22 protein-coding genes are annotated in these 25862 nt (G+C 73.9%); 16 read left to right on the top strand and 6 right to left on the bottom strand.

Going from position 1 to position 25862, the window contains the following annotated elements; all coding sequences use genetic code 11:
- Positions 1-5: 5 nt before the first annotated feature.
- The gene (locus tag ABZ444_RS16770) at positions 6-2885 is read right to left on the bottom strand and encodes an AAA family ATPase (RefSeq protein WP_357996950.1); all 2880 of its coding nucleotides are present in this window, start codon (positions 2883-2885) and stop codon (positions 6-8) included.
- A 284-nt stretch (positions 2886-3169) separates the two neighbouring features.
- Between ABZ444_RS16770 and ABZ444_RS16765 the strand changes: the two genes are divergently transcribed.
- The 7 genes from ABZ444_RS16765 (at position 3170) to ABZ444_RS16735 (ending at position 13789) form a co-directional block, all read left to right on the top strand.
- Positions 3170-5452 (top strand): TOMM precursor leader peptide-binding protein, encoded by a 2283-nt coding sequence (locus tag ABZ444_RS16765; RefSeq protein WP_357996947.1) that lies wholly within the window; start codon positions 3170-3172, stop codon positions 5450-5452.
- A 40-nt stretch (positions 5453-5492) separates the two neighbouring features.
- Entirely contained in the window at positions 5493-6851 is a 1359-nt protein-coding gene (locus tag ABZ444_RS16760; RefSeq protein ID WP_357996944.1) for a SagB family peptide dehydrogenase, read from the top strand.
- A 54-nt stretch (positions 6852-6905) separates the two neighbouring features.
- Positions 6906-7718, top strand: a complete 813-nt coding sequence (locus tag ABZ444_RS16755; RefSeq protein ID WP_357964412.1) for an HlyD family efflux transporter periplasmic adaptor subunit — start codon at positions 6906-6908, stop codon at positions 7716-7718.
- A 42-nt stretch (positions 7719-7760) separates the two neighbouring features.
- Positions 7761-10085 carry an NHLP family bacteriocin export ABC transporter peptidase/permease/ATPase subunit gene (locus tag ABZ444_RS16750; protein ID WP_357996941.1) on the top strand — a complete coding sequence of 775 codons (2325 nt, stop codon included), beginning with the start codon at positions 7761-7763 and terminating at the stop codon, positions 10083-10085.
- 16 nt (positions 10086-10101) lie between these two features.
- Positions 10102-13029 (top strand): NHLP bacteriocin export ABC transporter permease/ATPase subunit, encoded by a 2928-nt coding sequence (locus ABZ444_RS16745; RefSeq protein WP_357996938.1) that lies wholly within the window; start codon positions 10102-10104, stop codon positions 13027-13029.
- A gap of 19 nt (positions 13030-13048) precedes the next feature.
- Positions 13049-13375, top strand: a complete 327-nt coding sequence (locus tag ABZ444_RS16740; protein ID WP_357996935.1) for a YciI family protein — start codon at positions 13049-13051, stop codon at positions 13373-13375.
- 69 nt (positions 13376-13444) lie between these two features.
- The gene (locus ABZ444_RS16735) at positions 13445-13789 is read left to right on the top strand and encodes a YciI family protein (RefSeq protein WP_352356825.1); all 345 of its coding nucleotides are present in this window, start codon (positions 13445-13447) and stop codon (positions 13787-13789) included.
- A 22-nt stretch (positions 13790-13811) separates the two neighbouring features.
- On the opposite strand, the gene ABZ444_RS16730 is transcribed toward ABZ444_RS16735, so the two are convergent.
- The 3 genes from ABZ444_RS16730 to ABZ444_RS16720 are packed head-to-tail and all read right to left on the bottom strand — an operon-like array spanning position 13812 to position 16119.
- Positions 13812-13997: a hypothetical protein gene (locus ABZ444_RS16730; protein ID WP_352326166.1), complete on the bottom strand. Its 186-nt coding sequence runs from the start codon at positions 13995-13997 to the stop codon at positions 13812-13814.
- Positions 13994-14842 (bottom strand): methyltransferase domain-containing protein, encoded by an 849-nt coding sequence (locus ABZ444_RS16725; RefSeq protein WP_352356827.1) that lies wholly within the window; start codon positions 14840-14842, stop codon positions 13994-13996. Before ABZ444_RS16725 ends, ABZ444_RS16730 begins: the two co-directional genes overlap by 4 nt.
- A gap of 20 nt (positions 14843-14862) precedes the next feature.
- Positions 14863-16119, bottom strand: coding sequence for a cytochrome P450 (locus tag ABZ444_RS16720; RefSeq protein WP_357996931.1), 1257 nt, complete (start codon positions 16117-16119; stop codon positions 14863-14865).
- A 306-nt stretch (positions 16120-16425) separates the two neighbouring features.
- Between ABZ444_RS16720 and ABZ444_RS16715 the strand changes: the two genes are divergently transcribed.
- Genes ABZ444_RS16715 through ABZ444_RS16705 form a run of 3 tightly spaced genes read left to right on the top strand, consistent with a single transcriptional unit; the run spans position 16426 to position 18651 of the window.
- A complete protein-coding gene (locus ABZ444_RS16715) occupies positions 16426-16800 on the top strand; it encodes a hypothetical protein (RefSeq protein ID WP_352326163.1) in 375 nt (124 codons plus the stop codon).
- A gap of 40 nt (positions 16801-16840) precedes the next feature.
- Positions 16841-17797 (top strand): ABC transporter ATP-binding protein, encoded by a 957-nt coding sequence (locus ABZ444_RS16710; protein WP_357996928.1) that lies wholly within the window; start codon positions 16841-16843, stop codon positions 17795-17797.
- Positions 17794-18651, top strand: coding sequence for an ABC transporter permease (locus ABZ444_RS16705; protein WP_357996925.1), 858 nt, complete (start codon positions 17794-17796; stop codon positions 18649-18651). Before ABZ444_RS16710 ends, ABZ444_RS16705 begins: the two co-directional genes overlap by 4 nt.
- Positions 18652-18664: 13 nt before the next feature.
- On the opposite strand, the gene ABZ444_RS16700 is transcribed toward ABZ444_RS16705, so the two are convergent.
- Positions 18665-19855 (bottom strand): cytochrome P450, encoded by a 1191-nt coding sequence (locus ABZ444_RS16700; protein ID WP_357996922.1) that lies wholly within the window; start codon positions 19853-19855, stop codon positions 18665-18667.
- Positions 19856-19906: 51 nt separating this feature from the next.
- Here ABZ444_RS16700 and ABZ444_RS16695 point away from each other — a divergent pair, with 51 nt between their 5' ends.
- From ABZ444_RS16695 to ABZ444_RS16680, 4 genes are read left to right on the top strand one after another with little or no spacing between them, the layout of a single operon-like run.
- On the top strand, positions 19907-21151 hold the full coding sequence (locus tag ABZ444_RS16695; protein WP_357996919.1) for an FAD-dependent oxidoreductase: 1245 nt from the start codon (positions 19907-19909) through the stop codon (positions 21149-21151).
- Complete coding sequence (locus ABZ444_RS16690; RefSeq protein WP_357996916.1) at positions 21148-22071, top strand: Rieske 2Fe-2S domain-containing protein; 924 nt, start codon at positions 21148-21150, stop codon at positions 22069-22071. Before ABZ444_RS16695 ends, ABZ444_RS16690 begins: the two co-directional genes overlap by 4 nt.
- Positions 22068-22889, top strand: a complete 822-nt coding sequence (locus ABZ444_RS16685; RefSeq protein WP_357996914.1) for an alpha/beta hydrolase — start codon at positions 22068-22070, stop codon at positions 22887-22889. Before ABZ444_RS16690 ends, ABZ444_RS16685 begins: the two co-directional genes overlap by 4 nt.
- Positions 22867-23502, top strand: coding sequence for a VOC family protein (locus ABZ444_RS16680; RefSeq protein ID WP_357996912.1), 636 nt, complete (start codon positions 22867-22869; stop codon positions 23500-23502). Before ABZ444_RS16685 ends, ABZ444_RS16680 begins: the two co-directional genes overlap by 23 nt.
- Here the strand turns inward: ABZ444_RS16680 and ABZ444_RS16675 are convergent.
- Complete coding sequence (locus ABZ444_RS16675; RefSeq protein ID WP_352329725.1) at positions 23485-23646, bottom strand: hypothetical protein; 162 nt, start codon at positions 23644-23646, stop codon at positions 23485-23487. The two genes, ABZ444_RS16680 and ABZ444_RS16675, sit on opposite strands and share 18 nt — an antisense overlap.
- A 164-nt stretch (positions 23647-23810) precedes the next feature.
- Here ABZ444_RS16675 and ABZ444_RS16670 point away from each other — a divergent pair, with 164 nt between their 5' ends.
- Entirely contained in the window at positions 23811-25184 is a 1374-nt protein-coding gene (locus ABZ444_RS16670; RefSeq protein ID WP_357996910.1) for an NAD(P)/FAD-dependent oxidoreductase, read from the top strand.
- Positions 25184-25750 (top strand): hypothetical protein, encoded by a 567-nt coding sequence (locus ABZ444_RS16665; RefSeq protein ID WP_357996907.1) that lies wholly within the window; start codon positions 25184-25186, stop codon positions 25748-25750. Before ABZ444_RS16670 ends, ABZ444_RS16665 begins: the two co-directional genes overlap by 1 nt.
- Positions 25751-25862: the final 112 nt, after the last annotated feature.

Here is a 25862-nt window from a genome sequence, read left to right as displayed (position 1 = left end):
CTGGGCTACAGATATTCGTGGGGGCCGGTGGGCACGGGCTCGCCGGCGGGTGTGGCGGGGCGGTCGTCGTCGGACAGGCCGGTGAGGATGACGGCGAGTTCGGCGCGGGTGTGGATGCCGAGCTTGCGGTAGATGCGGGCCAGATGGGTGTCCACCGTGCGCTTGCTGATCGACAGCGTCGTGGCCACCTCCAGGTTGCTCATCCCGCGCAGCACCAGGTCGGTGACCCGGCGTTCGCCGACGGTCAGCACGTGGTCGTCCTGGCCGGGGATGAGGGTGGCGGCGCGCGCCGGGGCGGTGGCGGCGCGGTGCTTGTCGGCCAGGGCGGCCAGGCGGCCCGCGCCGCAGTCGGCGGCCAGCCGCAGCGCCAGGGCCAGCGTCTCGTGGGCCTTGCCGTCGTCGCCCGCCTGGCGCTGGGCGATGCCGAGGCGCAGCAGGGCCCTGGCGTGTTCGAGCCGGGCGCCGCGGTTGCCCAGCAGGGCGACGGCCTCGTGCAGCATGTCGAGCCGGACCCGGCCCTCGTGGGCGAGGCTGCCCGCGCTGAGCGCGCGGGCGACGACGGTGGGCGCGCCCCAGGCGCGGGCCAGCTCCAGCTCCCGCTCGGCCACCATGCGGGCCGCCGACCGCTCCCCGGACAGGACGTACGCCAGGATCGAGTTCGTGCCCCAGGGCACGCAGGCCGGGTTGGTGATGCCGGCGGCGGTCAGGCGGCGGCCGCACTCCAGCAGGGTCAGCAGGCCGTCGCGCGGGCGGCCCTGCGCGAGCCGGAGACGGCCCAGGGCGTCGAGGGCCTGCCCGGAGATCATCGGGTGCCAGTCGCCGTACGGGGCGACGGACTTCAGCGCCGACTCCGCGGCCTCCAGGTCGCCGAACTCCACCAGCACCCGGGCGGCGCAGGCCGCGGCGGCCACGTGGAAGCCCTCGGCCTGGCACGCGCGCGCGCTGGCGACGGCGGCCTCGGCGTCGGCCAGCCCGGCCTCCAGGCTGCCGAGCTGGTAGCGCACCTCGGCCCTGGTCAGCAGCGCCAGCGCCAGGCCGGTGCCGGAGCCGGCCTCCTGGGTCTCGCTGACCAGGCGTTCGGCCCAGTAGGAGGCCTCGTCGAGGCGGTCGCCCCACACCAGCGGCAGCACGGCGGCCGCCGGCACCGGGCCCTGGCCGTCGAGGCAGCGCCGGGTCTGGGCGAGCGTGCGCGGCAGGCTGCGGCCCCGCGCGCCGGTGGCCAGGGCCAGCACGCTGAGGAACTCCCTGGCCGCCGGGCTGACCAGCGTGCCGAGGGAGCGTCCGAGCCGGCGCAGGCCGAGCCGTCCGGCCGAGCGGCCCCACAGCAGCGCCTGGGCGGCGAACACGAGCAGCAGGTCCGCGCCGCCGAACTGGGGGGCGGCGGCGGCGCTCCCGGCCGCGCCGGCGAAGACCTCGGCGGCCTCGGCGGAGTTCGCGGTGACCAGGATGTCGGCGAACGGCGCCAGCGACATCAGGGCGTGCGGGGCCATCCTGACCCGGCCGTAGGCGGTGCGCAGGTGGCGCAGGCAGGCGGGCAGGTCGCGGTGCTTCTCCACGGCGCCCAGCTCGGCGGTGACCTCCAGCACGGTGTCCTGGTCGTCGGTCTCGGCCAGCGCGCGGTGCAGGTAGCCGGTCGCGTCCTCCCACGAGTGCCGGGCGGCGGCCTCGCCGGCGGCCTCCCGCAGCACGGTGACGGTGAGCGGGTCGCCGGTCGGGCCGGCCGACATCAGGTGGCGGGCCGAGCGTCTCAGCGGCGCGCCCAGCCGGTACAGCAGCGACGCGGTACGGCGGTGCAGCCGGTCGCGCTCGCCCGGGTCCATCCCGGCCAGCACGGCCTGCTGGATGCGCGGATGGGCGAAGCGGTCGGGCGGCGTGCCGGTGACCAGCCCGGCGCGGCGCAGCGTCTCCCCCGCCGCCCTGGCGGTGTCCTGGCCGTGCCCGGCGATCATGGAGGCGACCTCCATGCCGTCCTCGGGCGCGACGATGGCCAGGCTGCGCAGCAGGTCGACGCCCGCGGCGTCCACGCCGGAGCCGCTGCCGGACAACCAGCCGAGCGCGGTCTCGGTCAGCGCCAGCGCGCCGATGTCCAGCACCCGGGGCAGCTCGGCGCTCACCGGGCGCACGCCGGACCGTCCGAGCCGCCCGGCCAGCTCCCGCAGCAGCAGCGGGTTGCCCTGGGTGAGCCGGTGGCAGGCGGCGGCGACCTCCTCGCCGATCTCGTCCCCGATCTCCTCGCCGCCGCCGAGCACGGACTCCATGAGCCGGGCGGCGCATCGGGCGCACAGGGGCGCGGGCCGCAGCAGCCGCGTGTACGGCAGCGCCGCCAGGTCCCTGGCCAGGTCGTCGGGGCCACCGGCGTCGGCGGTGGTGTCGGCGGTGGTGAGGATCATCGCGATGGGCAGGCCGTCGAGCCGCCGGGCGATGTAGGAGCACCACTGGGAGGACTGCGGGTCGGTGTGGTGCACGTCGTCGACGGCGATGATCAGCGGCCGGTCGCCGGTGAAGGACCGGGTGGCCCGGTAGAGGCCGTGCAGCAGGTCGGGGGTGACGGGATGGCCCCGGTCGAGCCCGCCGCCCAGGTCGGGGCCGACGACGGCGCTCCCGCCGGACGGCGGCGCGCGGCCGGCGGTCATGAGCGGTTCGAAGAGCTGGCGGACCACGCCGAACGGGTGGTCGCGCTCGGTGGGGTGGCCCCTGGCCATCAGCAGCAGCGCACCCACCTCGCCCCTGGCCGCCAGCGCGGCGTTGAGCAAGGTGGTCTTGCCCATGCCCCGGGCCCCCTGGATCAGCAGGACGGAGGGGCCGCCGGCACGGACCCTCGACAACGCCTCCCGCATCGCGGCGGTCTCGACGTCACGGTGTAGCAGCGGCTGTCCCGAAGACATCGCCACTCCCCACAGTTCGGCCCCCCTGAAACTGTCCACCAGGATCATGCCGCCCGGGGCGGGCGGGCTGTCAATACCTAGGCGCACGAATCCGACTAATCAGGACTATTGGCACCGGGTTCAACAGCAAGCCCATGCCGGGGCGCATGCGCATTCCCGACGGACCAATACGTATTTTCCCCGTCGTCCCGGTGAAATGCGTACGCCGGAATTACGTCTTTACACCGGATCCGGGCCGGTGCGACTCTGCGATCAACCGATTTGGACCCGATACGGGGAGGGTCATGGACCGCCCACGTCTCAAGGCGCACTTCACACCCCAGGTGATCGACGGGTCGAAGGTTTTTCTCCTGGCCGAGGGGCAGCACTACCTCGTCCAGTCGGCGGGGGCCGGGAAACTCCTTCCCTACCTGGACGGACGGCGCACCGTCGCCGAGATCGCGAGCGCGCTGAGCGACGAAGTGCCGCTCCCGCAGACGCTCATCGCCATTCGCAAATTCGCCGCATTCGGCCATCTCGCCAATGGCCGCCCCGATTGGCCGGACAGCACGCTGGCATTCTGGGACGCGCAGGGAATTGACCCCGTCCACGCCCACGACGCGCTCTCCCGCGCCGAATTCACCGTCGTGGCCTGCGCGGGGGCCGACACCGCGCCGCTGCTCCCGGTGCTGCGCGAGCACGGATTGCGTATACGTACGGCCGGCGTGGAGGAGGCGGCCGCCGAGCCCGGCGGGACGATGTCGGTCGTGGTGGCCGGCGACTACCTCGATCCGGCGCTCGACCGGCTCAACGCCGCCTACCTGGCCGCCGGGCACCCATGGGTGCTGGTGAAACCGGGCGGGATCACGCTCTGGGTCGGCCCGGTGCTCCAGCCGGGACGTACCGGCTGCTGGGCCTGCCTGGCGCAGCGGCTGGCCGGGAACCGGCAGGTCGAGCGGTACCTGGCGGGCAAGCGCGGCGGCGGGCTGCCCTTCCACCCGGCGCGGGAGTCGGCGCCCGCCGGTCCGGCCGTGGCGGGCGGGCTGCTGGCCGTGGAGCTGGCCCGGATCGCCGCGGGGGCGGCCTCCTCGCGGCTGGAGGGCCGGATGACCACCGTCGACCTGCGCACGCTCGGCGTCATGGAGCACACCCTGGTCCGGCTGCCGCAGTGCCCGGCCTGCGGCGATCCCACGCTGATCAGCGAGCGCAGCCCCAAGGTCGCGCTGTCGGCGCGCAGCGCCCGGCACGTCACCGACGGCGGCTACCGCATCGAGCCGCCCGCGCGTACGTACGCCCGGCTGGAGAAGCACATCAGCCCGCTGATCGGCGCGGTCACCCGGCTGCACACCTTCGCCGAGCAGGACAACGGCGTCACCTACAGCTTCACCGCGGGCCACAACTTCGCCATGATCGGCGACAACATGGACCTGCTGCGGCGCAACCTGCGGGGGCAGAGCGGCGGCAAGGGCCGGACCGAGGTGCAGGCCAAGGTGAGCGCGCTGTGCGAGGCCATCGAGCGCTACTCGGGGGTCTGGCGCGGCGAGGAGCCGGTCACCGAGGCCGCCTACGCCGACCTCGACCCGGCGGTGGCCGTCCACCCGGAGTCGCTGCTGCACTTCTCCGACGCCCAGTACGCCGGCCGCGAGGAGTGGAACAAGGACCCCGCGCACCGGCTGCACCTGGTGCCCGAGCGGTTCCGTACGGACCTGCCGGTCGACTGGTCACCCGCCTGGTCGCTGACCGAGGAGCGGGAGCGGCTGGTGCCCTCCGGCTACGCCTGGTACGGCCACCCCGACCTGGAACGCCACTTCTACTGCGTGGGCGACTCCAACGGCAACGCCTCGGGCAACTCGATCGAGGAGGCCGTCCTTCAGGGCTTCTGCGAGCTGGTCGAGCGTGACGCGGTGGCCATGTGGTGGTACAACCGGGCCCGGCGGCCGGCCTTCGACCTGGACTCGCTGCGCGACCCGTACGTCGACACCGTGCGCGAGTTCTACCGCGGCATGGACCGCGACCTGTGGCTGCTCGACATCACGACCGACCTCGGCATCCCGGCGTTCGTCGGGGTCTCGCACCGGCTGGGGCACCCGGTGGAGGACGTCATCGTCGGGTTCGGCGCGCACCTCGACCCGCGGATCGCCGCCATCAGGACGCTGACCGAGGTCAACCAGTTCCTGCCCTCGGTGGAGCGGCGCGACGAGCGGGGCGAGACGCTCTACCTGGACGACGACGTCGCCACGCTGGCCTGGTGGAAGGAGACCAAGCTGGCCGAGGAGCCGTGGCTGGTGCCCGACCCCGCCGCGCGTCCCCGCACCCTGGCCGACTACGCCCGCTCGGACGGCGGCGACCTGGCCGGTGACGTGCAGACCTGCGTGGCCAGGGCCGCCGCGGCCGGGATCGAGGTCATCGCGCTCGACCAGAGCCGCCCGGACCTGGAGCTCAGCGTGGTCCGGGTGATCGCGCCCGGCATGCGGCACTTCTGGCGGCGGCTCGGCCCCGGCCGGCTGTACGACGTGCCGGTCTCGCTCGGCTGGGTCCCCGAGCCCCGCGCCGAGGACGAGCTCAATCCGACCAGCGTCTTCTTCTGACCGGTTCGCGGGGCCCCTGGGTGACGGAGAGGAGCGGGCCATGGACGAGACCAAGCTGCGGCTGCGGCGGGACGCGGAGCTGACCGAGGCGGACGGCGAGGTGCGCATCTCGGCGCCGGCCGGCTCGCTCGGCCTGCGCGGGCTCGACGCCGGCACCGCGGCCGCCCTGCGGATCCTGGGCGGCGGCGACGCGGGCGAGACCGCCCTGGCCGCGACGGTGGGCGAGGCCGGGTTGCTGCGCTGGAACCTGCTGGTACGCCGCCTGTCCAGGGCCGGCCTGCTGGAGTACGCCGCGGCGGGGGCCCGGCTGCGCCCGGTCGGCGCCGGGAGCGTGGAGCCCGCGCCCGCGCCGGCGGCGGACACGCCGATCAGGCTGTCGCGCTTCGCCGTCGTCACCGCCGGTGATGGCGTGCTGACCGTGCGTTCCCCGCGCAGCCCGGCGGTGGTCGAGCTGTCGCCGGACGTCTGCGGGCTGCTCGGCGCGCTGGCGTCCTGGACGACCCCGGCGGAACTGGCGGCCGACGGCCGGCCGCGAACGCCGGCGCAGGGGCAGGTGCTGCGGTTCCTGGCGGCGGCGGGCGTGCTCGCCACCGGCCCCGAGGACGACGACCTGCGCCAGGCCCAGTGGCACCCGCGCGACCTGTGGCTGCACGCCCACAGCCGCGGCCCCCGCTACACCGGCCGCTACGGCGGCACGTACGCCTTCACCTCCCGCTTCGACCCGGTGCCCGCCGGCCCCCCGCCGTGCACCGGCGAGCGGATCGAGCTGCCCCGCCCCGACCTGGAGCTGCTGGCCAAGACCGACCCCAGCCTGACCGACACGCTGGAACGCCGCCGCTCCCTGCGCGAGCACGACCAGGACGCGCCCATCACGCTGGCCCAGCTCGGCGAGCTGCTCTACCGGACGATGCGGCGGCGGGCCGTGTTCACCTCGCCGGACGGCCAGGAGCTGGCCGACCGGCCCTACCCCTCCGGCGGCTCGGTCCACGAGCTGGAGGTCTATCCGCTGATCGTGTCCTGCCAGGGGGCCGAGCCGGGACTGTGGCACTACGACACCGCCGGGCACGCCCTGGAGCTGGTCTCGCCGCCCACGCCCGCCGTGCGGGCGCTGGTCGAGCGGGCCAGGTCGGCGGCCCAGCTCACCGGCGACCCGCAGGTGGTGCTGACCGTCACCGCCCGCTTCGGCCGGGTGATGTGGAAGTACGAGACGATCGGCTACTCGCTGGTCCTCAAGCACGTGGGCGTGCTCTACCAGACGCTCTACCTGGCCGGCACGGCCATGGACCTGGCCGTGTGCGCGCTGGGCGGCGGGGACGCCGCCGACTTCGCGCTGGCCAGCGGCCTGGACTACCTGACCGAGGGCAGCGTCGGCGAGCTGATCGTCGGCAGCCGGCGGTGATGGGCACATGACGGCACGACGGCGGCCTGACGGCCGCTTCCAGGGGACGGCGTGATGAAGTTCCGGTTCAAGGCGTTGCAGCGGATGCGGGAGCCCGACGAGCTGGACTCGCCGACGCTGCTGGCCTCTCCGCGCGGGTGGATCGCCACGTTCGTGGTGCTGATCATCGTGGTGGCCGCGGGGGTGTGGTTCTTCGCCGGCAGGCTGCCGGTCACGGTGCCCGCCGTGGGGCTGCTGACCCATCCCGGCGGCACGGCGCGGCTGCAGAGCCCGTACGGCGGGACGGTGCGCTCGATGCTCGTCCAGCCGGCCGAGGCGGTGCGGGAGGGCCAGGCGGTGGCGGTCATCGCCGCCGACGGCGGGTCGGAGCAGGTGGTGCGCAGCCCGTTCACCGGGCGGGTGGTCGCCGGTTCCGCCGTGCCGGGGCACGTGGTCAGGGAGGGCGAGGAGCTGCTGCTCATCGAGCGTACGGACGCGCCGGGCGACCGGCTGGTGGCGATGTTGTTCGTGCCGGTCGACCGGGCGATGGGCGTGGTGCCGGGCAAGCCGGTCGATCTGGCGGTCTCCTCGGCGCCGCCCGGCGCGTACGGGCTGCTGCGCGGCCGCGTCGTGTCGGTCAGCGCCTATCCGGTGATGACCGAGCAGGCCGCCGACCTGGTGGGCGGCGAGGACCCGGCGCGCGGCTACCTGCGGAACACGCCGTCCCGGCTGGTGATCGTGGACCTGGTGCGCGATGCCGCCACGCCGTCCGGCTACGCCTGGTCGACCAGGAACGGGCCGCCGGTGGGCCTGCAGTCGCAGGTCTCCGTCAGTGGCGCGATAGGGCTGGGCAGCCAGACGCTCTTCGACCTGCTGCTCGGGCGCTGAGGTGAGCCGCGTGAGCGCCCCCGCAGCCCGGCCGAAGGAGGGATGCGTGACCACGACCAGCGCCCCCGGGAGGGACGTGTGACCACCACCGGCGTCCCCGAGCAGGGGCATGTGGGCCAGGCCCCCGGGGAGCCCGCCGCGCCCGCTCCCCCGGCGGCCCCCGTACGGCGGCGGCGACGGTGGAGATGGCGGCGGCGCACGCCGACGGTGATCCAGATGGAGGCCGTGGAGTGCGGGGCCGCCTCGCTGGCGATGATCCTCGGCTACCACGGCAAGTTCGTGCCGCTGGAGGAGCTCCGCTCGGCCTGCGGCGTCTCCCGTGACGGCGCCAAGGCCTCCAGCGTGGTGGCCGCCGCCCGCCGCTACGGGCTGATCGCCAGGGGCTTCCAGATGGAGGCCGAGGACCTGCGCTCGCTGACCGAGCCGGCCATCGTGTTCTGGGCGTTCCAGCACTTCATGGTCCTGGAGGGGGTGCGCAGCCGGTTCGGCAGGAAGGCCGTCGCGGTCAACGACCCGGCGGGCGGCCCCCGGATGATCGACTGGGACGACTTCGACTCCGGCTTCACCGGCGTGGTCCTGACGTTCGAGCCGGGGCCGGACTTCCGGCCCGGCGGCCGGCCCACCCGGGTCGGGCAGGCCCTGCTGGCGCGGCGGCTGCCCTCGGGCCGCGCGCTCCCGCTGGTGCTGCTGGCCAGCCTGCTGCTGGTCGTGCCGGGCATCATCGGGCCGGCGTTCAGCCGGGTGTTCATCGACCGGATCCTGACCGGGCGCGACCCGGGCTACCTGGTGCCGCTGCTGTTCGCGATGGGGGTCACCGCGGTCGTGGTGTTCGTGCTGACCTCGGTGCAGCGGCACTACCTGCTGCGGCTGGAGATCCGGCTCGGCCTGGTCAGCTCGGCCCGGTTCTTCCGCCATCTGCTGCGGCTGCCGGTGGAGTTCTTCCTCCAGCGCCGTCCGGCCGAGGTGGCCAAGCGGGTGCAGGCCAACGACGGCGTGGCCGAGATCCTCTCCCGGGACCTGGCCGTCACGCTGGTGAACCTCGTCCTGGTGCTGTTCTACGCGGCCGTGCTCATCCGCTACGACGTGCTGCTCGGGCTGGTCGGGGTGTCGATGGCGCTGCTGAACATCCTGGTGCTGCGCCAGGTGTCGCGGGCGCGGACGGACGCGGTGGCGGCGCTGCGGGCCGACCTGGGGAACCTGACCTCCACCACGTTCAACACGCTGCAGCTCGTGGAGACCGTCAAGGCGACGGGGGCCGAGCCGACGGCGTTCCAGCGCTGGGCCGGGTTCCTGGCCAAGGCGGTCACCGCCAAGCAGCGGCTGGGCGTGGCCACGGCCACGCTGACCGTCGTGCCGCCGCTGCTGGCCGGGATCAACAGCGGCCTGATCCTGCTGATCGGCGGGCTGCGGGTGGTGGACGGGGTGATCAGCGTCGGCATGCTGGTGGCGTTCCAGACGCTGCTCAACGCCCTGTCCAGGCCGGTCACCCAGCTCACCAACCTGGGCGGCCAGTTGCAGGACATCTCGGCCGACATCTGCCGCCTGTACGACGTCGAGAAGTACCCGATGGCCAGGACGTTCGAGCGGGCAGCCACCGGCGGGGAGCAGGCCGACCCGGGCGGGCGCCTGGACGGGCGGCTGGAGTTCGCCGACGTGACCTTCGGCTACAACGCGCTCGCCGCCCCCGTGATCAGGAACCTGTCGTTCACCGTGGTGCCGGGCCGCCGGGTGGCGATCGTCGGCAACTCCGGCAGCGGCAAGTCCACCGCCGGCAAGCTGGCCGCCGGCCTGTACGCGCCGACCGCCGGCCAGGTGCTGCTGGACGGCCGGCCGCGCGACGACCTGCCGCGGGCCGTCGTGGCCGCCTCCGTCGCCTACGTGGACCAGGACATCACCCTGTTCGAGGGCACCGTGCGCGACAACCTGACGTTGTGGAGCGACGACGTGCCCGACGAGGTGGCGGTCTCGGCGCTGCGCGACGCGGCGCTGTTCGACCTGATCGCGGCCCGGCCCGGCGGCCTCAACAGCCGGGTGCTGGAGGGCGGCAGGAACCTCAGCGGCGGCCAGCGGCAGCGGCTGGAGCTGGCGCGGGCCCTGTCGATCCAGCCCACGCTGCTGATCCTGGACGAGGCGACCAGCGCCCTGGACCCGGAGACCGAGCGGACCATCGCCGACAACCTGCGCAGGCGCGGCTGCGGCTGTCTGATCATCGCGCACCGGCTGTCCACCGTGCGCGACGCGGACGAGATCATCGTGCTCGACCGCGGCGAGGTGGTCGAACGCGGCAGGCACGCCGAGCTGCTGGCGCTCGACGGCCACTACGCCGAGCTGCTCAGGAGCTCGCGCAAGAACGGCGACGGCGGATGACACGGAGGATGACGCAGTGCTGAAGGTGGCCGGTTTCTCCCCGTTCTTCACCGACGCCGCCACGCCGGTGGACTACTCGGCGGAGAACCTGTTCGTGTTGTCGGGCGTGCGCGAGGTGCTGCTGGTGGAGGAGGGCGCGGTCGACCTGTTCGCGGTGCGGCTGGAGGGCGGCCGTCCGGTCGGCCGGTGGCACTACCTGTGCCGGGTCCGGCAGGGCACGCTGCTGCCGGGCTCGCCCAAGGGGCCCAGGCACGGCATCGTGGGCCGTCCGGTGCTCGGCACCCGGGTGTCGCGCCTGCCGCTGGCCAGGCTGGGCGAGCTGTCGGGCACCAACCGGTCGGCCACGATGTCCACCGCCGAGTACGGGCTGGCCGTCCGGCAGTTCGTCCGCGGGCTGGAGGCCGGGATGATCGCGCTGGCCACCGCCCTGCGCGACGCGCTGCCGCCGCGCGAGTTCGTCCCGCTGCTGCCCGACGCGGTGACCGAGCTGCCCGCCGGACGCGCCGCCCGGTCGGTGGACGGCGTGCGGTGGATGACCGTCGAGGCGGGCGCGGTCGAGATGCCCGACGGGGTGGCCGGCGTGCTGACCGCGGGCGCCGAGCTGGCGGTGACCGAGCGGGACTGGCTGGTCGCCGACGCGCCCGCCCGGCTGCGCGCCCGTTCGACCTGGCAGCTGCTGGCCGACGAGACGATCTGGGCCCGCTGGGTCGAGCACGCCATCCGCTTCCTCTACACCGTGGACCGCCGGGTCGAGCGGCGGCGGGCGCTGGAGCTGGAGGCGTTGCGGCGGCGCAAGGAGCGCGAGGCCGGCACGACGCGGGCGGCCCGCCGCGGCTTCGACACGCTGCTCCGCGACACGGAGGCCAAGGTGCGCCTGGCCGACGTCACCGCCGACCCGCCGACGCTGGCCGCGGCCAGGCTGGTGGCCTCGCACGGCGGGTTCACCGTGACCGCGCCACCGCCCGGCCAGGCCCGGGCGGCCGACCCGCTGCAGGCCGTCGCGCTGGCCTCCGGGGTGCGCACACGCTCGGTCCGGCTGGACGACGGCTGGTGGAAACACGACATCGGGCCCATGGTGGGCTACCGGTCCGACGACGGGACGCCGGTGGCCCTGCTGCCGATCGGCTCGCGGTACGTGGTGGCCCAGCCGGGCCACAGCCGGGTCACGCCCGTCACCAAGGCGGTCGCGGCCACGCTGAGCGGCAAGGCCGAGGTGCTGTACCAGCCGCTGCCGCGCGAGGTGCGGACCGTGGCCGGGCTGCTGCGCTTCGGCCTGGCCCGCAACGGCCGCGACTTCTGGGTGCTGGCCTCCCTGGGCACGCTGGTGGCGGTCATCGGCCTGCTGGTGCCCGCGATGACCGGGCTGGTGCTGGGGACGTTCGTGCAGCGGGCCGAGCGCGACCTCATCGTGCAGGGCGCGGCGCTGGTGATCGGCGGCGCGCTGGTGGCGGGGGCGCTGTCGATCGTGCAGAACGTCGCGGCTCTGCGCATCGAGGGCCGCTCGTCGGCCCGGGTGCAGGCGGGCGCGTGGACGCGGCTGCTGTCGCTGCCCGTCACGTTCTTCGGCCGGTACTCCACCGGCGAGCTGGGCACGACCGTGCTGGGCGTGAGCGCGGCGCAGGAGACGCTGTCGGGCGTGATGACCACGGCGACGCTCGGGCTGTTCGGCGGGCTGGCCAACCTGGCGCTGGTGTACTTCTACGACGTCGGGCTGGCGCTGCTGGCGACACTGCTGGTGCTGGCCGGCGTGCTGGTGTGCGCGGTCGCCGGCTTCTTCGAGGTGCGCCTGCAACGCCGCCTGTACGAGCAGGAGCAGCGGCTGTCCTCGCGGGTGTTCCAGCTCCTGTCGGCGGTGCCCAAGCTGCGCGTGGCGGCCGCGGAGGACCAGGCGTTCGGCGTGTGGACGCGCGACTTCATGGCCACCAGGACCACCTCGGCCGCGGCCCGGCGGCTGCAGAACGTGGTGACCACCTTCAACGCCGGGTTCCCGCTGGTCTGCTCGGTGGTGATCTTCGCCGTGGCGGCCGGGCCGCTGCGCGGGCAGCTCCCGATCAGCGCGTTCCTGGCCTTCTTCGCCGCGTTCAGCCTGCTCATTGCCTCGGTGTTGCAGTTCACCGGGGCGGCCATCACGGCCATGGGCGTCGTGCCGATGCTGGAGAAGCTGGCGCCGGTGCTGGAGGCCGAGCCGGAGGACCACGCGGGCAAGGCCGACCCCGGCGACCTGTCGGGCCGCGTCAGCCTGTCGCGGGTCTCCTTCCGCTACGGCGAGGACGGCCCCGCGGTGCTGACGGACATCGACCTGTCGATCGAGCCCGGCGAGTTCGTCGCGATCGTCGGCCCGACCGGCAGCGGGAAGTCCACGATCCTGCGCCTGCTGCTCGGCTTCGAGCAGCCCGACGTCGGCTCGGTCCTGTACGACGGCCAGGACCTGGGCGAGCTGGACCTCGGGGCGGTGCGCCGGCAGTGCGGCGTGGTGCTGCAGAACGGCGCCCTGCTGGCCGGTGACATCAGGCAGAACATCGTCGGCAGCACGAACCACACCATCGACGACGCCTGGGAGGCGGCGGCGATGGCCGGCATCGCCGACGACATCACGGCCATGCCGATGGGCATGCACACCGTCCTGTCGGAGGGCACGAACACGCTCTCCGGCGGCCAGCGGCAGCGCGTCATGATCGCCAGGGCGCTGGTCTCGCGGCCCCGCATCGTCTTCTTCGACGAGGCGACCAGCGCCCTGGACAACCCCGCCCAGAACGTCATCGCCGAGAGCACCCGGCGGCTCAACGCCACGCGCGTGGTCATCGCCCACCGGCTGTCCACCGTCCGGGACGCCGACAAGATCCTGGTGCTCGACGGCGGGCGCATCGTCCAGCAGGGCACCTACGACGAGCTGCTCACCGAGGAGCAGGGGCTGTTCGCGCGGCTGGCGCGGCGGCAGATGTGAGCGCACGGAAGGAGCCGTCATGGAGTTCGCGCTGCTGATCCACGGGCCGGAACGGGCCTGGGCCGAGCTGCCCGAGCAGGACCGCGCCGAGCTGTTCGCCGCCTACCTCGACTTCGGGCGGCAGCTGCGGGAGGCCGGCGTCACGGTGCTGTTCGGCGCGCGGCTGGCCCGTCCGGACGCGGCCAAGGGGGAGCCGCGCGAGGACGGCCGTCCCGAGCTGGGCGGCATGTGGATCCTCGACCTGCCGTCGGAGGAGGCGGCGCTGGAGTGGGCCGGGCGCCTGCCGGCCGGGCCGGGCGACCGGGTCGAGTTACGGCGCTGCGACCGTGGAAGGATGTCACGATAGTGCCAACCGGGGCTCTGCCCGCGCCCCACCACGCCTTTGGGGCAGAACCCACAGGGAGGTAGACGACTCATGGACTTCGTGCTGCTGATCCACGGCGACGAGATGCTCTGGGACGCCTTCAGCGAGAGCGAGCGGGAGCGGATGGCCGAGGCGCACCGTCAGTTCGGCCGGGCGATGGCGATGGCGGGGGTCAAGGTCAAGTACGGCGCGGGGCTGACCAGGTCCAGGGAGGGCAAGCTGGTCAGGCCCGACGGGCCCGCCGTCGACGGGCCGTACGCGGTCGGGCGGGAGCAGATCGGCGGTATCTGGGTCATCGAGGTCCAGTCGGCCGAGGAGGCCGAGTCGTGGGCGCGCAAGATGCCCTACGCGCCCGGCGACATCGTCGAGGTGCGTCCCTGCGACCCGGCCTCCTGAAGGGCCGGGCCCCGGGCCGCCCTCAGTAGCGGGCTCTGCGGCTGAGCAGCACGCCGACGGCCAGGAACAGCAGGCCGGCGGCGCCGTACACGATGGCCAGCGAGGTCGAGGGCGGCTTCTCGCTGGCGTTCACGACGGCCAGCCCGAGGCCCACGATCGCGCTGATGTAGCTGAAGATCGCGATGAAGATCTTCCAGAACGGACTCATGACGTGCTTCCTTCCGATGGGTGCTGAGCCGGTCCGTACGGTGCGGTCCCGGCGACGACGAAGCCGAGCAGCATGACCCAGGCGTCCGGGTCGGCCAGGAAACGCCGCCAGCGGTCGGCGGCCAGGGCGAGCCCCGCCATCGGCAGCGCGCCCGAGGCGACGAGCGGCGCCAGGCGTTCGGGCCCCAGGTGCGGGGCGAAGGCCGCGGTGGGGTGGGTGTCGTTGGTGGTGGCGAACGGCCGCAGCACCACGTCGGCGAACCCGCCGCGGCGCAGCAGCCGGGTGAGCTTCCTGCCGATCTGCCGGTCTCCTCCGGCGCCGCGCTGGGCCTGCGCCATGGTGGCGTGGACGGAGGCCAGCTCCGGGTACATCGGGTCGGCCAGCCCCCACAACATGCTGTCCACCTCGACGACCACGATCCGGCCGCCGGGACGCAGCACGCGGAGCGCCTCGGCCAGCATCGGCGCCGGATCGCCCACGTGCTGCAGTACGTACCGCAGCAGTACGCCGCCCACGCTGCCGGTACGCAACGGCAGCCGGGCGCCGTCGGCGGTGACCAGCGGGGCGCCGCAGCCGCCCGCGTTGCGCAGCAGGGCGGCGTCCACGTCGAGCGCGATGACCGGCAGCCCCGGCTCGGCGGCGCGCAGCCTGCGGGTCACCGCGCCGGACCCGGCGCCGAGCTCCAGCAGCGGGCCCTGGCCGGTCAGGCCGAGGTCGCGCATGATGCGCAGCTCCTCCTCGAAGGAGAGCGCCGCCTGGGCCTCCAGCCGGGCCAGCTCGCCCGCCACGCCGCCCCAGGTGGTGTTGGCGGCGTCGTAGGAGCCGGTCGCGGCCTGAGCGCTCATCGGGGCGCTCATCGGGGCGCTCACCGGGGCCTCGGGGTCATCATCAGGCCGTGCCGGGGCCGCAGCGTGACCAGCGCCTCGGGCTCGACGGGGAAGCCCGCCACCAGCTCCATGCGCAGCCCGCGCAGGATGACCGCGAGCACGAGCGTGGCCTCCACCAGCGCGAAGTGCCGCCCGACGCAGATGCGCGGGCCGCCGCCGAAGGGCAGGTACTGGTGGCTGAGCAGCCGGGCGGCCCGGTCGGGGTCGAACCGCTCCGGCCGGTACGCATCCGGCTCCGCCCAGTACCTCGGATCCCGGTGCAGCACCCACGGGCTGACGCACACCAGCGACCCGGCCGGTACGTCGTAGCCGTCCAGCACGTCGTCGGCCGTCCCGCGGCGCGAGATCAGCCAGACCGGCGGGTAGAGCCGCATGGCCTCCTGGACGGCCTGCCGGCAGCGCCGCAGCCTGGGCAGGTCGGCGGCGGTGGGCGAGCGGCCGGCCAGCACCTCGTCGATCTCGGCGTGCACCGCCTCGGCCGCCTCCGGGTTGCGGTCGAGCAGGTAGAGCGTCCAGGTCAGCGACTTGGCGGTGGTCTCGTGCCCGGCCATGACGATGGTCAGCACCTGGTCGCGCAGGTCGGCGTCGGACATCGCGTGCCCCTCGGCCAGCATCGCGCCGAGCAGGTCGTCGCCCGCGCCGCCGGCCCGGCGGGCGGCGATGATGAGCCTGGTGACCTGGTCGAGGAAGGCCCGCGCGCGCAGGAAGCCGGCGTGCCGGGCGGCCGTGTCGACCGGGTCGGGGTCGTCGCTGGGTACGTAGTGGCCGATGAAGCGGTTGACCGCGTCCACGGCGCGGCCGAAGCCCTCGCCCGCGCCGCCGATGTCGGTGCCCAGCATGGCCTTCACGATCACGGTGAGGGTGAGCGAGGTCAGGTCGTGGTCGACGCGTACGGGCCGGCCGCCGGCCCAGTGCGCCACCAGGTGCTCGGCCGCCTCCACGATGACCCGGTCGAACCGGCCCACCTCCGCGGGCCTGAACGCGGGCGCGCACATCCTGCGCTGGGCCGCCCACTCGGCGCCGTCGCTGGTCAGCAGGCCGTTGCCGAGCAGGGGGCGGAGCATGTCGTCGTCCGGCGTGCGTTCCTTGGTGTAGGCGGCGCCGTGCTCCTTCAGCACGTGCCTGGCCAGGTCGGGTCGGTTGAGCATGTAGACCGGCTCGCCGTCGGCGTCGTGGCGGGTGACGTCGCCGAGGGCCGCCATGGCGGTGACGAACTCCAGCGGAGCGTCGCGCATGGCCCTCAGGCTCTGGGTTCCGGCGGGTCCCGGCGGCACCCGGGGGGATACGTACGTCCCGGACATGGGTTCTCCCGATGGCTTACGCAAACGAATATTATCGATACGCATTTCCGGCCATCGAATACGTATATCGCTTCGTATTGTTCCGGTCGGCGTATTTGCAGAGTACCTTTTAAGCAGAGGGCTCTCAATACTTAATCCAGGGCCCCGGAAATTAAGTCTAGGCACTGCGAATTCGGCTGTGTAAGACTCCGTTCCGAGACGGCGCACCGCGCCGAAGGGGAAAAGCTCCAGGAGGACGCAATGGCCCTGAACCCCAGAGAGCGGACCGAATTCGTCAACGCCTACACGCGAGTCCTGATCACCGCGTGGTCGAGCGAGGAATTCTCGGCGAAGCTGGACGGCAACCCTCGTGAGGCGCTGGCCGAGGCCGGCCTCGAGGTTCCCGCGGGCGCCCAGATCACCCTCGTGCGCAACGTTCCCGACGGCCACCACGACACGAACCTCGACGTGCAGGTCTCGCTGTGGGAGCGCGGGCTGGAGACGGGGACGTTCGAGTTCCACATCCCCGAGACGCCGCAGATCGACATGGCCGAGCTGAGCGAGGGCGACCTCGACTCGATCGCGGCCGGCGTCGACGTCAACTGCTGCTGCTGCCCCTGCTGCTGCTGCACCTGACGCCGGGAGCCACGCACGCCAAGAGGAGGTAGAGGAGATCATGTCCGACGACCAGGCGAACCCCATCCACGTACGGGGGCTGCGCAAGCAGTACGGTCCCGCTCTCATCCTGCAGGGTGTGGACCTGGACGTTCGTCCCGGAGAGGTGTTCGCCTTACTCGGCCCCAACGGCGCGGGCAAGACGACCACGGTCGAGATCCTCGAAGGCGTGCGCAGGCGTTCGGGCGGCGACGTGCGGGTCCTCGGCCGTGACCCGGCCGAGGACGCCCCGCGGTGGCGGGCGCGGCTCGGCATCGTGCCGCAGACGACGGGCGCCTACGCGGACCTGACCGTCCGCGAGGTCGTCGAGCACTTCGCCGCCTTCTACCCCGCGCCGCTGCCCGCGGCGCAGGTGATCGACATGGTGGGCCTCGGCGCCAAGGAGCGCAAGCAGGCCCAGACCCTCTCGGGCGGCCAGCTGCGCCGCCTTGACGTGGCCGTCGGCGTCGTCGGCGACCCCGACCTGATCTTCCTCGACGAGCCGACCACCGGGCTGGACCCGGAGGCCCGGATGGAGGCGTGGGACCTGGTCCGCTTCTTCGCCGACCAGGGCAAGACGACCGTGCTGACCACCCACTACCTCGACGAGGTGGAGGCGCTGGCGCAGCGCGCGGCCGTGATCGTGGCCGGCCGGATCGTCGAGACCGGGCCGGTGGGCGAGCTGGGCGGGCGGCGCGACACACCCGCCGCGGTGAGCTTCACCCTCACCCCCGAGCTGAGCGCGGCCGACCTGCCGGACCTGCCCGCGGGCACCGCGCTCGACCCGTCCTGCGCGCCCGGCGTGCCCGGCGGCACGCTCACGCTGCTCACCCACACGCCCACGCGGGCCCTGGCCGCGCTGCTGCCCTGGGCCGCGCGCGCGGGCGCCGACGAGCTGCCCGACCTGCGCGTCCACCGGCCCACGCTGGAGGACGTCTACCTCAAGCTGATCCGCGAGAACCAGGGGGCCCAGGCATGACCAGCTCGAACGCGATCGTGGCCGAGCAGGGCCGTCCCGTGCGTGCATCGGGCGGCGGGTCAGGGCTGTGGCGGGCGTCGGCGGCCCGTTCGTCGGTGGAGCTGAAGTCGTTCTTCCGCAACCGGCAGTCCTTGTTCTTCACGCTGCTGCTGCCGATCGTGCTGCTGCTGGTGCTCGGCTCGATCTTCTCCGGCACGGTCCCCGGCACGCACACCGACTTCAAGCAGATGTTCGTGGCCGGGATCATCGCCTGCGGCATCATGAGCGTCAGCTTCAACGGCCTGGCCATCAACATCGCGATCGAGCGGGACAACGGCATGATCCGCCGCCTGGCCTCCTCGCCGATGCCGAAGACGGCGTACTTCGTGGGCAAGATCGTCCGGGTGGTGGTGACCGGGGTGCTGGAGGCGGCGATCCTGCTGGGCGTCGGCGTCGCGCTGTTCCGCCTGCCGCTGCCGCCGGACGCCGGGCACTGGCTGACCTTCGCCTGGGTGCTGCTGCTCGGGGCGACGTCCTGCTCGCTGCTGGCGGTGGCCTTCAGCGCGATCATCCCGAACGCCCGCTCGGCCGCGGCGATCGTCACGCTGCCGTTCCTGGTGCTGCAGTTCATCTCCGGGGTGTTCTTCCCCTACAGCGAGCTGCCGGCGTGGATGCAGAGCCTGGCGGCGTTCTTCCCGCTGAAGTGGATGACGCAGGGCCTGCGCTCGGTGTTCCTGCCGGCCGACTTCGCGGTGGTGGAGCCCGCCGGCACGTGGGAGCTGGGCAGGACCGCCGCGGTGCTGGGCGCCTGGTGCCTGGCGGCGCTGCTGCTGAGCCTGCTGACCTTCCGCTGGCGCGGCGCCAACGTCCGCTGACCGGGGAAGGGGCTCAGATGGCGAGGGTGAAGCCGGTCAGCCTCCTGGGCACCAGGCCCGGCGCCCAGGCGGGCGGCTTCCCCGTGCGGCGCAGCCCGGGATACCGCTCCAGCAGCCCGCTCAGCAGCAGCCCGCCGGCCTGCCTGACCAGCGGCGCGCCCAGGCAGAGATGGGTGCCCGCGCCGAAGGCCAGATGGGGGTTGGGCGAACGGGCGACCAGCGGCTCGTCGGGCCGGTCGAACACCGCCGGATCGCGGTTGGCCGCCCCGACCAGGGCCAGCACCCTCGCCCCCGCCGGGATCACGCCGCCGTCCAGCGGGACCTCCTCGGTGGTCACCCGGGCGGTGAACGGGATCGGCGACTCCAGCCGCAGCAGCTCGTCCACGGCCGACTCGGCCACGTCCGGGCCGCCGTTCCTGATCAGTCCGGCGGCCTCCGCACGCGGCAGCAGCCAGTGGAGGGCGTTGCCCACCATCTCGGCCAGCGGCTTCCATCCGCCGACGACCGTGAGCGCGGCGATGCCGAGCATCTCGGCCCTGGTCAGCCGGTCGTCGGCGGCCAGCCGCCCGAACGGCGAGCCGCCCGGCCCGTTCCCGGCGGCTTCGGCGGCGGCGTCGGCGCGCTCGCCGAGGAAGCGGGTGAGCTCGCCCATCGCGGCCCGCCCGGCCGCGGCGGCCTGCGGCCCGGCCAGCGGGTCGAGGTTGACCGACACGCGGGCGGCCAGCCCGGCGAAGGCCGGCACGTCGGCGGCCGGCAGGCCGAACAGCCTGGCCAGCACGCCGGTGGCCAGCGGCTCGCCGAGGTCGGCGGTGGCCTCGATCTCCTCCCGGCCGGCCAGCGCGTCGAGCACCGCGCCGATCCCGGCCTCGATGTCGCCCGCGATGCCGCGGATCGCGGCCGGGCCCATCAGCAGGGCGCCGGGCGAGCGCAGGCGCTGGTGCTCGGGGGGATCGGTGGTCAGCATCGACGGCGGCAGCTCGTCGTCCCTGACCCGCTCCCGCTGCCCGAGCGCGGCCGAGAAGCGCGGGTCGCGCAGCGCGAGCGCGCAGTCGGCGTGCGCGGTCAGCAGCCACATGCGCGAGGTGACGTCGAAGTGCACGGGATCGTGCTCGCGCAGCCAGCGGTACGCCGGATACGGGTCGAGCCGCCCGCGAGGAGAGAACGGGTGCGCAAGGTGGCCGGGCAGCGTGCGGGGTGCCGTCATGGCGTCTCCTCGTGATCAGGCCGAGGACAAACTACTACAGAGGATGTGCCGGTGGCAGAGCTTGACGTCGTCGTGATCGGCGCCGGGGTGAGCGGGCTGACGGCGGCCGCGCGCCTGGCCGCCGCCGGGCTGGCGGTCACGGTGCTGGAGGCCAGGGAGCGGGTGGGCGGCCGGATCCGCACCCACCGGCCGTCCCTGCTGGAGCTGGGCGCGCAGGTGATCCACGGCGACCGCAACCCGATCGCGGCGCTGCCCGGCCTGGAGGCGCCGGTGCCGGTGCCGCGGCGCGCGGCCCGGGTGCTGCTGCCCGGCGGGCCGCGCCCGCTGACCGCGCTGCGGCCCACGCCGCCGCTGCTGGAGGACCGGCTGACGTCGGGCGCGGCCCGGGAGTCGCTGCGCCGCCTGGCGGTGGCGAGCCCCTGGGACGTGCCGGTCGCGGCGTGGCTCAAGGAGGAGACCGCGCGGTGCCCGCAGGCCCTGGAACCGGCGGCGGAGTGGTTCAGGCAGAACTGGGCGGCCGAGCCGGAGGCGCTGAGCGCGCCCGCGCTGGCCGCGCTGCGGCGGGCCGACCGGTCGGGGCGGGGCGAGTTCGCGCTGCCCGGCGGCTTCGACCGGCTGCCCGCGCGGCTGGCCGAGGGGCTGCGGGTACGGCTCGGCGACGCGGTCGTCCGCCTGTCCTGGACACCGGGCCGGGTGCGGGCGCTGACCGCCGCGGGGCACGTGGAGAGCGCCGCCGCCGCCGTGGTGACCGTGCCGCCGCCGGTGGTCGCCGAGGGGCGGCTGGTGCTGGACGACCTGCCCGTGCGCAAGCAGGCGGCGGCCTACGAGCTGCGGCCCGGCGACGCCTGGTGCGGGCTGGCCGCCTATCCCGTGCCCGCCCCCGAGTCCGTCGTGGTCTTCGACGCCGGCGGCCGTCTGGGGTTCGTCAGCACGACCGCCGGGCGGCCCGAGGTGCTGGTGATGGCCAAGGCCCGCACCGCCGCGGCGGCCCGGAGCGCGTGGGCCGAGCCGGGCGGCCTGGCCGCGCTGCTGGCCCGCGCCCTGCCGTGGACGCGGGGGCTGAACCCGGAGGTGGTGGTGTCCGACTGGGGCGCCGACCCGTGGGCGGGCGGCGCGTACACCTACCCGGGCGTGGGGACGTTGTGGGCGTCCCCGGCCTGGGCCGAGCCGCTGGGCGGGACGGTCTTCTTCGCCGGGGAGGCCACCGTCGGCCTGTCCGGTCCGCCCATGGCGCACATGGCGATGGCCAGCGGGGAGCGCGCGGCCACAGAGGTGATTGGGGCGCTGGAGAGATGACGGCCGGTAACGGGCAGCTCCACGGCGGGTGGTTCCTGCTCGCCCTCGACGACGAGATCGGCCCGGGGATCACCCCGCTGCGGCTGGGCGGCGCGCGCCTGATGGCCGTGCGCGACGGCGAGCGGATCCGGGTGTTCGAGGCCACCTGCCCCCACCGTGGCGCCCATCTGGCGTACGGCGGCAAGCTGGACGGCGACTGCGTGATCTGCCCCTTCCACGGCAAGCGGATCTCGCTGGGCGGGTCCGGCCGGCGCTGGTCGGTGGGCGAGCTGCGGACGTTGCGGGCCGGGGCCGCGCTGTTCGCCCGGCTGTCCGGCGACCCCGGCGACGACCGCGGCTTCGAGCAGGTGATCAAGCAGGCGGCCGAGGACCTGGTGATCGTGGCGGCGGTGAACCAGCCGGTGACGGTCCCGGCCGAGTACGTCGTCGAGAACGCCTTCGACGCCCAGCACTTCAGCACCGTCCACCTGGTGCCCTCGGTGCGCGGCATGCGGGTCAGCATGGGCGGGCACGACGAGCTGGTCATCGAGGGCGAGTTCCGTACCAAGGCGCCGCCGTGGGAGCGGGAGCGGCGGCTCGACTTCGCCTCCCGTTTCGTGGCCCGCGCCTACAGCCCGCACCTCGTGGTGACCGAGCTGGGCACGGAGTCGGCGCCGTACACGATCGTCACGGGCGCGGTGCCGGACGGGACGGGCTGCGTGGGCCGGGTGGCCATCGGCGTGCGGCCGGACCAGCAAGGCTCGCTGCCCGCGCTCGTGCACGGCGCCCGCTACGCCTTCGACCAGGACCGCGTGGTCTGGGACCACCTGGACATCGGCGCCCCGCAGCGGCTGGACGCCGGCGACACCCCGGTCATCGCCTTCCGCCGCTTCTGCCAGGGCTTCGCCCCCGTCCCCGCCACCGCCGGAGCGTCCTCATGAGCCTGTACGTGCGCTCGACCGGCGAGGGCCGGGCCGTGTTGTGGATCCACGGCTACACGATGGACGCCTCGGTGTGGGAGCCGCTGTGGAACCTGCTGCCCGGCTGGCGGCACGTCGGCGTGGACCTGCCGGGGCACGGGCGGTCCGGGCCGCTGCGGCCGGGCACGTCGCTGCCCGCGCTGGCGGCCGAGCTGGCCGGGCTGGCCAGGGCGGAGTCGGCCACGCTGGTGGTGGCCGAGTCGATCGGCTCGATGATCGCCCTGCAACTGGCCGTCGACCACCCCCGCGACGTGCGCGGGCTGATCGTCGGCTCCCCGACCATCGCCGGCGCGCCTCCCGAGCCGGGCACCGCCGAGCGTTACCGGGCGCTGGCCGGGCTGGCCAGGATGGGCGCGGACGGCGAGCAGCTCGCCGACCTGTGGATGTCCTCGCCGCCGGACATCTTCCGCGGCACCGAGGACCATCCCGAGCTGCGGGCCAGGCTGCGGGCGATCGTGGCCGGGCACTCGTGGCGGGAGCTGCGCGACGGCGCGATGCACGGGCTGAGCAGGCACGTCCACACGGCCGACGACCTGCGCGGCATCCGGGCGCGCACGCTGGTCGTCGTCGGCGACCGGGACATGCCGACGTTCCGGGCCGGCGCCGCGCTGCTGCGCGGGTCGGTCCCCCGGTGCCGTACGGTCACCGTCCCCGGCGCGGGGCACCTGTGCCTGATCGAGCGGCCCGGGGTCGTGGCGCCGCTCGTCGCCGAGCACCTGCGGCTGTCGGCCCTGGACGCGGACGAGGAGGCCGGGCGTGCCGATTCACGAGCACTATGAGCCGGGCGAGCCGTGCTGGGTGGACTACGGGGCGCTCGACCCGGCCGGCGCGCGGGCCTTCTACGGGGAGCTGTTCGGCTGGACCTTCCGTGAGGAGGGCGGCTACTCCTTCGTCGAGCTGGGCGGCCAGGTCGTGGCCGGTTTCGGCCGGGTGCCGCCGGGCCTGCCCGCCTCCTGGAACACCTACCTGGCGGCCCCGGACGTGGACGCCCTGGCCGTACGGGTGAAGGAACTGGGCGGCGGCGTCGTCTTCGGCCCGATGGCGGCCGGCGAGGACGGGCGCGTGCTGTTCGCGACCGACCCGGCGGGGGCGGCGGTCGGCTTCTGGGAGGGGCACCGGCCGGCCGGGATCGTGCTGGCCGGCGAGCCGGGCACGTGGTGCGCCCACGAGCTGTGGTCGGCCGGCGCCGCGTTCTACCGGGACCTGCTCGGCGCCGCGCCCGCGGTCCGGGAGGGGACGGGGGCGCGGCCGCAGTGGATGACGTTCTTCGCGACCGCGGACCGCGCCGCGACCGCCGCGACGGCGGCCCGGCTGGGTGCCACGACCGCCCCCGGGCATCCCCGGGCGACGATCGTGCGCGACCCGTGGGGGGCCCTATTCGCGCTGACGTGACCGCCCGGACAGCACGAAGAACAGGGCCACGAGGACGGCGCCGGCGATGACGACCACCGAGCCGACCGTCTTGCCGATCAGGAAGGCCACGACCACCGCGGCGGCGTAGACCAGGGGAACGACCAGCCGGAGGTTCAATCCCATGCGCGCTCCTTGAAGAAAGACGGAACGGAACTCAGACGCATCATCGAACAGGCCGGGCCGGCGGTCCAGAATAACGCCGGAATATACGTATCGGCCTACGTATTGGGCCCCACCTGCCGGGCCCGTCACTGCGTAATACGTATCGATTATCGGAAGGGCTCGCGATGACCAAGGTATTAGTGATCGGCGGCGGCCCGGCGGGCTCGATCGCCGCGACGCTGCTGGCCCGTAACGGAATGGACGTCCGGCTGCTGGAACGCGAACGTTTCCCGCGTTACCACATCGGCGAGTCCGTCTCGCCGTCCTGCCGGACGATCATCGACTACGCCGGGGCGCACGAGAAGATCGAGGAGCGCGGCTACCCCGTCAAGGAGGGCCTGCTGCTGCGCTGGGGCGCCGAGCGCGACTGGACGGTGAACTGGGCGGCCACGTTCGGCCCCGAGGTGCGCTCCTGGCAGGTGGACCGGGACGACTTCGACCAGGTGCTGCTGGACCACGCCGCCTCCCAGGGCGTCGAGGTGATCCAGCGGGCCAGGGTCAGGCGCGTGCTGTTCGAGGACGGCCGTGCCTGCGCCGCCGAGTGGGACCGCGGCCTGGAGCGCTTCGATCACGTGGTCGACGCCTCCGGACGCGCCGGGGTACTGTCGGCGCAGCACTTCCGTGACCGACGACCGCACGACGTCTTCAGGAACGTCGCGATCTGGGGCTACTACCAGGGCGGCGACCTCCTTCCCGGCACGCCGGGCGGCGGCATCAACGTGATCTCCGCACCGGAAGGGTGGTACTGGGTGATCCCGCTGCGCGGCGAGGTGTTCAGCGTCGGCTTCGTCACCCACCAGACGCGCTTCCTGGAGCGGCGTCCCCACTACCGGTCGCCGGAGGAGATGTTCCACGCGGTGGTGGCCGAGTCGCCGACCGTGGCGGGGCTGGTCGGCAAATTCACCGGCCCGGTGCGCATCGAGCAGGACTTCTCGTACGTGGCCGACTCCTTCTGCGGTCCCGGCTACCGCATCGCCGGCGACGCCGCCTGCTTCCTCGACCCGTTGCTGTCGACCGGGGTGCACCTGGCCATGTACAGCGCCCTGCTGGCCGCGGCCTCGATCACGGCCACCGAACGCGGCGAGGTGAGCGAGCAGGAGGCCCAGGGCTTCTACGAGTCCCTGTACCGCAACGCCTACCAGCGGCTGCTGACCATGGTCTCCTCGGTCTACCGGCAGTACCGCGGCCGGGCCAGCTACTTCTGGCTGGCCCAGCACCTGGTCAGGGGCGACAGGTCCGACCACGCGTTCGCCTCGATCACGGCCGGGCTGTCCGACCTGACCGACGCCACCACCGCCGGCGGCACCGCGCCGATGAGCGAGCTGGTGACCGCCGCCCACGACGCGGGGCTGCGCGCCCTGCGCAACGTCACGCCCGCCGGCAGCACCCTGGCCCCCATGCGCATGGACGCCAACGACCTGTACGACGCCGCCACCGGCCTCTACCTGACCGCTCACCCCCGGCTCGGCATCAGCCGCTCACTGACGAGGACGCCTTGATGAAGTCACTGGTCCGCCTGCTCCTGCCGCTCGCCTTACTGGCGGCCCTGCTCTCCCCCGGCCCGGCGACGGCCGCCCGGACGCCCTCCTCGGCCGCGGGCGGGCAGGCGTTCACCGGGCAGGCGGAGGCCATGCGGCGGCTCTCGTTCATGATCGGCACGTGGGCGGGGGCGGGCTGGACCGTCACGCCCTCGGGCACGCGGCAGGAGTTCCTGCAGACCGAGCGGGTGCGCCGGCAGGCGGGCGACCTGGTGATCTCGGTCGAGGGTCAGGGTCGCGACAAGGCCGACCCGCGCACGATCGTGGACAGCGCCCTGGCGGTGATCAACTACAACGAGGCGACCGGCCAGTACCGCTGGGAGGCGTTCTCGCGCGGCTACGTCACCACGGTGGGGCCGGTGGTCGGCGACGACACCTTCCAGTGGAGCCTCCAGACGCCCGGCTACACCAGCCGCTACACGCTGACGTTCACCGCCACGACCTGGCACGAGATCGGCGAGACCACCGTGGACGGCGGTCAGACCTGGCACCAGAACTTCCAGATGGACCTGCGCCGGCTCTACTGACGCCTGCGCACACTTGTACAAATGTAACACTCCGCGAAAATTTGGTAGCAATGCGTGCATAGTCCCAGTTCAGCCGGGTACCGCGATTCCATTGGCTCCTCGTCCTGGAGGA

This window comes from Nonomuraea sp. NPDC005730 (genome assembly GCF_040630865.1).
In the GTDB taxonomy this organism is placed as follows: Bacteria; Actinomycetota; Actinomycetes; order Streptosporangiales; family Streptosporangiaceae; genus Nonomuraea.
The sequence above is the reverse complement of the archived record's forward strand: the minus strand, read 5'-3'. Positions and strand labels throughout refer to the sequence as shown.

Excerpts from the sequence above, each read along its gene's own strand:
- ABZ444_RS16750 (WP_357996941.1), top strand. The coding sequence starts at position 7,761 with ATGCGTGACCACGACCAGCGCCCCCGGGAGGGACGTGTGACCACCACC.
- ABZ444_RS16720 (WP_357996931.1), bottom strand. The coding sequence starts at position 16,119 with ATGCGCGACGCTCCGCTGGAGTTCGTCACCGCCATGGCGGCCCTCGGC.
- ABZ444_RS16700 (WP_357996922.1), bottom strand. The coding sequence starts at position 19,855 with ATGACGGCACCCCGCACGCTGCCCGGCCACCTTGCGCACCCGTTCTCT.
- ABZ444_RS16690 (WP_357996916.1), top strand. The coding sequence starts at position 21,148 with ATGACGGCCGGTAACGGGCAGCTCCACGGCGGGTGGTTCCTGCTCGCC.
- ABZ444_RS16675 (WP_352329725.1), bottom strand. The coding sequence starts at position 23,646 with ATGGGATTGAACCTCCGGCTGGTCGTTCCCCTGGTCTACGCCGCCGCG.
- ABZ444_RS16740 (WP_357996935.1), top strand. The coding sequence starts at position 13,049 with ATGGAGTTCGCGCTGCTGATCCACGGGCCGGAACGGGCCTGGGCCGAG.
- ABZ444_RS16730 (WP_352326166.1), bottom strand. The coding sequence starts at position 13,997 with ATGAGTCCGTTCTGGAAGATCTTCATCGCGATCTTCAGCTACATCAGC.
- ABZ444_RS16760 (WP_357996944.1), top strand. The coding sequence starts at position 5,493 with ATGGACGAGACCAAGCTGCGGCTGCGGCGGGACGCGGAGCTGACCGAG.
- ABZ444_RS16725 (WP_352356827.1), bottom strand. The coding sequence starts at position 14,842 with ATGAGCGCTCAGGCCGCGACCGGCTCCTACGACGCCGCCAACACCACC.
- ABZ444_RS16685 (WP_357996914.1), top strand. The coding sequence starts at position 22,068 with ATGAGCCTGTACGTGCGCTCGACCGGCGAGGGCCGGGCCGTGTTGTGG.
- ABZ444_RS16755 (WP_357964412.1), top strand. The coding sequence starts at position 6,906 with ATGAAGTTCCGGTTCAAGGCGTTGCAGCGGATGCGGGAGCCCGACGAG.
- ABZ444_RS16735 (WP_352356825.1), top strand. The coding sequence starts at position 13,445 with ATGGACTTCGTGCTGCTGATCCACGGCGACGAGATGCTCTGGGACGCC.
- ABZ444_RS16705 (WP_357996925.1), top strand. The coding sequence starts at position 17,794 with ATGACCAGCTCGAACGCGATCGTGGCCGAGCAGGGCCGTCCCGTGCGT.
- ABZ444_RS16715 (WP_352326163.1), top strand. The coding sequence starts at position 16,426 with ATGGCCCTGAACCCCAGAGAGCGGACCGAATTCGTCAACGCCTACACG.
- ABZ444_RS16670 (WP_357996910.1), top strand. The coding sequence starts at position 23,811 with ATGACCAAGGTATTAGTGATCGGCGGCGGCCCGGCGGGCTCGATCGCC.
- ABZ444_RS16665 (WP_357996907.1), top strand. The coding sequence starts at position 25,184 with ATGAAGTCACTGGTCCGCCTGCTCCTGCCGCTCGCCTTACTGGCGGCC.
- ABZ444_RS16765 (WP_357996947.1), top strand. The coding sequence starts at position 3,170 with ATGGACCGCCCACGTCTCAAGGCGCACTTCACACCCCAGGTGATCGAC.
- ABZ444_RS16710 (WP_357996928.1), top strand. The coding sequence starts at position 16,841 with ATGTCCGACGACCAGGCGAACCCCATCCACGTACGGGGGCTGCGCAAG.
- ABZ444_RS16770 (WP_357996950.1), bottom strand. The coding sequence starts at position 2,885 with ATGTCTTCGGGACAGCCGCTGCTACACCGTGACGTCGAGACCGCCGCG.